The organism is Streptomyces sp. CB02923 (assembly GCF_001905005.1).
Taxonomy (GTDB): domain Bacteria; phylum Actinomycetota; class Actinomycetes; order Streptomycetales; family Streptomycetaceae; genus Streptomyces.
Genome location: NZ_LWKZ01000028.1, coordinates 301,670 through 308,580, shown reverse-complemented (window position 1 = coordinate 308,580; position 6,911 = coordinate 301,670). Strand labels below are relative to the sequence as shown.

General features: G+C 72.2%; 6 protein-coding genes and 1 pseudogene. 1 reads left to right on the top strand and 6 read right to left on the bottom strand.

From position 1 onward, the window contains the following. Window positions 1-97: pseudogene (locus tag A6A06_RS42445) on the top strand (IS5/IS1182 family transposase); the annotation flags it as partial. A gap of 15 nt (window positions 98-112) precedes the next feature. On the opposite strand, the gene A6A06_RS39445 reads toward A6A06_RS42445, so the two are convergent. From A6A06_RS39445 to A6A06_RS39420, 6 genes are all read right to left on the bottom strand, one after another. Then, entirely contained in the window at window positions 113-1,720 is a 1,608-nt protein-coding gene (locus tag A6A06_RS39445; RefSeq protein WP_242441175.1) for a SulP family inorganic anion transporter, read from the bottom strand. Window positions 1,721-1,737: 17 nt separating this feature from the next. Beyond that, entirely contained in the window at window positions 1,738-2,340 is a 603-nt protein-coding gene (locus A6A06_RS39440) for a carbonic anhydrase (RefSeq protein ID WP_073768843.1), read from the bottom strand. Window positions 2,341-2,436: 96 nt separating this feature from the next. Continuing rightward, a complete protein-coding gene (locus A6A06_RS39435; RefSeq protein WP_199931428.1) occupies window positions 2,437-3,033 on the bottom strand; it encodes a hypothetical protein in 597 nt (198 codons plus the stop codon). A 263-nt stretch (window positions 3,034-3,296) separates the two neighbouring features. After that, the gene (locus A6A06_RS39430) at window positions 3,297-4,577 is read right to left on the bottom strand and encodes an MFS transporter (RefSeq protein ID WP_073768841.1); all 1,281 of its coding nucleotides are present in this window, start codon (window positions 4,575-4,577) and stop codon (window positions 3,297-3,299) included. 232 nt (window positions 4,578-4,809) lie between these two features. After that, window positions 4,810-5,358, bottom strand: coding sequence for a hypothetical protein (locus tag A6A06_RS39425; RefSeq protein WP_073768840.1), 549 nt, complete (start codon window positions 5,356-5,358; stop codon window positions 4,810-4,812). A gap of 103 nt (window positions 5,359-5,461) precedes the next feature. Then, window positions 5,462-6,844 (bottom strand): hypothetical protein, encoded by a 1,383-nt coding sequence (locus A6A06_RS39420; RefSeq protein ID WP_242441186.1) that lies wholly within the window; start codon window positions 6,842-6,844, stop codon window positions 5,462-5,464. Window positions 6,845-6,911 lie beyond the last annotated feature (67 nt).

Below are 6,911 nucleotides of genomic sequence, written 5' to 3'. Positions count from 1 at the left end.
AGGCTTCCGCGCCGTCGCCACCCGCTACGAGAAGCGGGCCTACATCTACCTCGGCACCGTCACCCTCGCAGCACTCATCATCTGGCTCCGCACATGATCCGAGAAACAGCTCCTAGGGCGCATGGGCCGGATTGTCGGGAGTCGGCGAGTTGGTCGGGGCCGTGCGGTGGGCGGACCAGGTGGTGAGCGCCGTGGCGCAGGCGTGGTCGAGGTGGCGCAGGCCGGAGAGGTCGAGGTCGACCTCACGGTCGTGCGGCAGGGCCTCCAACTGGTCGAGGATCTTGGGGAGTCGGAGGAAGGTGGCGTTGCCGAGGGCGCGTACCCGGATGGGTTCGGCGGACGGGGCGTCCAGGCCGGAGATCTCCAGGTGGACGTGGGAGGTTTCCCAGGCGGTCTTGGCGACGGCCAGGAGGAGACCGATCAGGACGCCCTCGAACATGTTGGTGACGACGATGGCGATGGCGGTCGCGGCGAGGACGACCGCTTCGCCGCGGTGTTCGCGCCACAGCGGGGCGAAGTCGCGTACGGGCAGGAGCTTCCAGCCCGCGTGGACGAGTACGCCCGCCAGTGCCGCCACCGGGATGATGCCCAGGGCCGCCGGAACGGCCGCCGCGAAGATCAGCAGCCAGGCGCCGTGCATCACGCGGGACGCCTTGGTGCGGGCCCCGGCCTGGACGTTCGCCGAGCTGCGGACGATCACCGCCGTCATGGGGAGGGCGCCCAGGATGCCGCAGACGGTGTTGCCCGCGCCCTGGGCCATCAGCTCCTTGTCGTAGTTGGTACGCGGCCCGTCGTGCAGCCGGTCCACGGCCGCCGCGCTGAACAGCGACTCGGCGGACGCGATGAGCGCGAAGGCGAGGATGGTGCCGAGCGCGCCGACGCTTGCCAGCTGGGCGAAGTCCGACCCGCCCGGAGGCTGGATCGAGGAGAGCAGGCCCTGGACCTCGACCCGCGCTATCGGCAGGTCGAGGGCGAACACCGCGAGCGTGGCCAGGGCCACGGCGGCCAGGGGCGCGGGCAGGATGCGGGCGGCGCGCTTCCACCGGGGCCACAGCACCAGTACGGCGATGGTGCCCGCGCCGACCGCGAAGGCGGCCAGCGCCGATCCCGAACCGGCCGTACCGGTCACCAGGCCGGGCAGCCCGCCGAGGTTGGCGAGACCGCTGCCGGGGGCCTTCGCGTCGGTGAGCGAGTACAGCTGTCCGGCGATCAGGACGAGTCCGATGCCGGCCAGCATGCCCTGGACGACGGCCACGGAGATGGCGCGGAACCAGCGGCCGAGGCGCAGCGCGCCCATGGCGAGCTGGAGGAGCCCCGCCACGAGCACGAGCGCGCCCAGCGCACCGAGCCCGAACTCCTTGACCGCCTCGTACACGAGGACGGTCAAACCGGCGGCCGGTCCGCTGACCTGGAGGCTGCTGCCGGGCAGGAAGCCGGTGAGCAGACCGCCGACGATGCCGGTGATCAGGCCGAGTTCGGCCGGTACGCCCGAGGCGACCGCCACGCCGACACACAGCGGGAGGGCCACCAGGAAGACGACGATGGAGGCCGTGAAGTCCGCCCGGAGGAAGGGCCAGCGGGGGGAGGGCTTGGCGGAGGGGGAGAGCTGGGGGGAGGGGGTGGAGGCGGGGCGCGCGCCGTCGGCGCCGGGCGCCGGGGGTGGCGTCTTCGCGCCCGTGGTCACGTCCGTAGCCGTGCCCGGGGTGGATTTCGGTGTCATGAGGGGCGCCTTCGCCGTCAGAGGGGGAGGAAGGAGTCGGTGGCGGGCTGGTGCGCCGAGACGAGACCGGTGTGGACCTCGTAGTACCAGCCGTGCAGGCTCACTTCGCCCGCGTCGACGCGCTCACGTACGCACGGGTACGCGCTCAGCCGCGTCAGCTGTTCGGTGACGTGCCGCTGCACCGCGGTCGCGACCGTCGGTGCCTCGTCCCTGGGCAGCTCGTCGGAGAGCTCCTGGGTCAGCCAGGCGCGTACGTCGGGAGCGCCGCCGAGGTCCTCGCGGCGCGCCATGGCACCGACCGCCCCGCAGTGCGAGTGACCGCAGACCACGATGTCGGCGACGCGCAGGACCCGCATCGCGTACTCGATGGTGGCGGCCTCCGCGCTGGCGGGCATGTCCGGCCGGTGTGCGGGTACGGCGTTGCCCGCCGTACGCAGTTCGAAGAGCTCGCCCGGCAGGGCCCCGGTGATCAGGGACGGAATGATCCGTGAGTCGGAGCAGGTGATGAACAGGGCGAGCGGCGACTGGCCGTCGGCGAGCCGCTGGTAGGTCTCACGCTCCTCGTGCACGGCCGCGATGCGGGCGTTGAAGGAGCGGGCATGTGCGATGAAGGTTTCCACTAGGGAATGTCTCCTGCTGGTCGGCTAAGTGGTGCCATAGAGGGCATGGCAGAACCCGTTCGACTGGTGCGGAGCAGGGAGCCCCGGAGGCGCTCCTCAGCAGCGGAAGACGCAGTGCAGACAGTGCAGGGCGGGGCGGGCGGCCACGCCTGGTCTTGAAGTGGTGAGTGCGACGCCGGTGTGTGCGGGGGCGAAGGGGGCGGCCGGGTAGGACCGGGTCGCGCGAAGGTGCGGGGGGAGCGGGCGGCGGTGCGGGGACGGAGCGCCCTGCGCGGCCCGTGTGCAACGGCGCGCCTGGTTGCGGTCCTTTTCCTTCTCGCGCCCGGGGTCGCGCTCGTTGTCGCGGCGGTACTGGATGCCCGTGGAGGACTCGGCCCGGGTGGGGGACACCTGGGTGGGGGTGCCGTGCGCGCCCGGGGGAGCCGCCGGGGTGGGGGTGGGGGCTTGTGCGGGCGCGGCGCCCGCGGCCGTGCGGGACGGGGTCTTGCCGCCCTTGGCCGCTGCCGTTCCGGAGAAGAGCAGGGTCAGGACCACGACGAGAATGCCGAGGATGCTGAGGGGGGTGAGGCGCGAGGTGATGCGGGGGGTGTGGCTTCGGGGGGTGCGGAGATCGCGGGTGTTGCGTGTATCGCGGGTGTTGCGGGTGTGGCGAGCGTTCGGGGAGTGTTCAGGCCGTCGGTTGCGGGGCCGCACGCGGGGAACGGTTCGCATACGGGGTCGCGTGGCGGACCGGGTGCCGGTCCGCGTGCCGGTGGGGGCGCTGGGCTGCGTACGCGCCGGTGTGCGCGCCGGTGTACGGGCGGTACGCGGTGCCTTGTGGGGCACGGACCGGCCCGGCTCCACGCCCGGCGGGCTGTGCGGTCGGTTGGATGCCGTGTAGTGGGCCGGGTGGCCGGCCGTGTCCGGGCGCGTGAGGCCCGCGAAGGTCCTGGAGTTCCTGAGTTTCCCGAAGATCTTCACGGGCGGGCACCGTCCTCCGTGCGGACGCCACGTCCCGCACGCCCGCGCAGCACCAGCAGCGGTACGAGGCCGAGCGCCACGATCCCCCCGGACATGGCCAGCGTGGAGTAACCACCGGTGGCCACGACCAGGCCCGACGCCATGCCGCCGGTGGCACCCGCGACGGCGATACCCACGTCGACCAGGCCCTGCGTCGAGGCGCGCGTGGCCAGCGGCACGGCGTCCGTGACGATGGCGGTGCCGCTGACGAGGCCGAAGTTCCAGCCGATGCCCAGGAGGACGAGTGCGGCGGCCAGCGCCGGTACGGAGTGCGCCGGCGCGAGCGCGGCGAGGACACCGGCGGCGAGCAGGACGAGGCCGGAGGCCGCCGCGACCCGCCGCCGCCCGATCCGGTCCACCAGCATCCCGGTGAGCGGCGACGGCAGATACATCGCCGCCACGTGCAGGGCGATGACCAGCCCGGCGGCCTCGGTCGGGTGGCCGTGCGCCCGCATGTGGACGGGCGTCATCGTCATGATCGCGATCATGACGAGCTGGGTGAGGGTCATGACCGCGGTACCGGTGACGATCCCGCGGGTATCGGCCCGGACGGCGGGGGAGGCGGGGGAGGCGGGAGGAGCTTCCGCGGCACCCTCCCGCGCTTCCGCTTCCGCTTTCGCTTCTGCTTCCTTTTCCGCTTCTGCTTCCGCTTCCGCCGCCGCGGCCCGCGCCCGCGCCAGCCGCAGCGGGTCCGGACGCAGGAACACCCCCAGCACCACGGCCGCCGCCGCGTACGCGACCACCGCCAGCAGGAACGGTCCCGCCAGGCGCGGAACGCCCCAGCCGTCCGCCACATCGCCCGTGACCCCGACCAGGTTCGGACCGATCACCGCTCCGAGCGTGGTGGCGAACAGGACGAGGCTCACCGCGCGCCCCCGCCGCGCGGGCGCTGCCAGGTCGGCGCCCGCGTACCGGGCCATCAGGGTCGTCGCCGTACCCGCCCCGTAGACGAGGAGGGAGAGGAACAGCAGCCATACGGAGCCGAGGGCGGCGGCGATGACGACGCCGAGGCTGCCCAGACCGGCGGTCGCGTACCCCGCGGTGAGGCCGGGCCGTCGGCCCCAGCGCTGGCAGACCCGCCCGATCCCGACGGCGCCGAGCGCGGCCCCGCCGGTGAACAGGGCCGCGGGCAGGCCGGACAGCCCCGTCGAACCGAGCATCTCCTCCGCGAGCAGCGCGCCCACCGTGATGCCCGCGGCCAGCCCCGCTCCGCTGAGCGTCTGCGACAGCGCGAGCACGGCCAGGATCCGCTTCTGCTCCGGGGGCTCACCCGAGGGCTCAGCCGGGGGCCCGACGGGCTTGGGCGAGTCGCCAGGGCGTGCCGAAGGAGCTTGCGGCGCGGGTGAATCGCCGGGCGGGCCCGCGGGTGAATCGCCGTATGGGCCATGGGGGTCGGCATGGGGAGCCGGTTCGCCGGGCCGAGTGCTCATGGGTACGTTTCCTCGTTCTCGGGCTGCCCCGAAAGCGCGCTCAGGGCGCGCCGGCAGGCTGGAGTGCCGCGATGTCCCGCAGCGACATGCTCAGCTGATCGTGCAGGAAGCGTACGATCGTCCAGTGCGGCAGGGCGCCTTCGTCGAAGGGGCCGAACTCCCGGACGTACAGCGGTATCCAGCGCAGGGCTTCCTCAAGCACCTGCTCCCGGCCGGGTTCCTGCTGGTAGTCGTCGTAGCCGATGCTCCGGTGCTCGATGAAGAATCGTCCCGGCAGCCGCTGTTCGCACCACTCCCGGTACTCGCGGGTCTGGAGGATGAGGTAGTGCCAGATCTCGTCGATGTCCTGCTCGACGGGCAGGAAGAGGCCGCTGAGCTGCTCGCGGTGGCGGGAGACGAGGTAGAGGTAGCGCAGGCATTCGGTGACCTGGCGCTCCACGTACGCGGGCTCGGCGCCGCCCGCGGCCACGAAGTGCTGCACCACTTCGGCGTGCAGGCGCTCGCCGAGCAGAGCCTTGAGGTCGTCCGGGGTGAGGTGCGGCTCCGGGGCGGCGGCGTCCTGGAGCGGTTCCTGCGGCTGCGTGGTCATGGTTCTCCTGCCGTCTTCAGGGGCTTCGGGCGTCTTCGGGCGTCTTCGGGCGCCTTCGGGTGTCTGCCGAGGGGGCTGTGAGCTTCCGCGCAGGCTCAGCGACTCACGGCTCGCCCGCCGGGCCCCGTTCCTGCTCGCGTTCCCGTACCTGCTCCGGCTCCGCCGCGCGCTCCGGATCCCGTTCCCGCTCCCGTACCTGCTCCGGCTCCGCCGCGCGCTCCGGTTCCCGCTCCAGCCACGCGTACTTCCCCGACTTCCCGATCGGGATCCGCGCCTGGTGCCCGACCCGGCACGGAAGGCCCGTCAGCCGCTCCACCCCCGCGCTCAGGGCCGCCGCTTCCGACGCGTCCAGGGGGGTGCCGTCGAACGTCGTGTACCGCAGCTCGGCGCCGCTCCGGTCGCCGGGCACGCGCAGCTGGTGGACGAACACGCGGGGCGAAGCCTCGCTGACGCAGTCGTCGAGATCGCCCTGCGCGACCGGACCCCGGCCGTGCGCCGACGTGAGGAGTTCCTTCTCGCGGCCGCAGAACCGGGAGATCTTCTCCGGGTCGGGCGTGCCGTCCAGCGTGCGCGCGCAGTCCCCGGAGCGGTAACGGATCAGCGGCATGTACGGGTTCCGGACGCTCGACACGATCATGCTGAAGATGCCGCTGCCCGGCTCCACCGGGATCAGCTCGACGCTCATCTTGTCGAGGTAGGGGTGGTACCGGCCGTGCCGGTCGCTGTAGTAGAGGTAGCCCAGCTCGGTGCTGCCGAACAGGTCGATGACCGGGCAGTCGAAGTGTTCGTGCAGGTAGCGCCGTACGTTCACCGGCGTGTACTCGTAGGCGTGCACGATGCTCGCCGGGCGCGGGAAGTCGTCCCACAGGCCCCAGTCGGTCACCTTCCGCACGAGGTGTGCCAGGTGGTAGCCGGAGCAGTCGAGGTGGTAGCGGCCGTGCGGGTGTGCCTGCTGGGCCGTACGGATCTCGGCGAGCATCCGTACGACGTCGTCGCGGTCCCAATCCGCCGGGTCCAGCGTGAGGTTGACGTAGAAGGTGCGGTCGTCGAGCCGCCGGTCCTCCAGGGCCGGTACGGGCGCGGGCGCGGACCGGCCGTGCTTCTTCGCGTTGACGCGCGCCACGTGCTCCGTCGCCAACACCGTGGTCAGCGAAACGCGTTGGCAGCCTTCGTGCCAGGTTCCGGCGATGTCCGGGTGCTCGCTCCACAGCCGGTAGTAGGAGTTGAGCAGGAAGTACGGGGGCCGGATGATCTGCATCCGCGCGTGGTTGGTGCCTGTGGAGAGCACGTACTCCGCCGCGCCGGCGGCGAGTGCGTCGGCCAGTACCGGCGTCATCCAGTTGTCCGGAAATCCGCGGGCGATCTCGGGCTTGTCCAGTATGGGGAAGTGCCCCCGCTCTATCGATGAGCGGTAGATCGGTATGTCCCTTATCCGGTTCACGATGTCGGCGGTCGGTTGTCCCGGCCGGCTCGGCTGGCCATCCATGGTCACCCTCAGGTCTGTCTTGTCTGGCGGACGGGGAGTGATCGGTTTCGCGGCGTACGAGAACCTG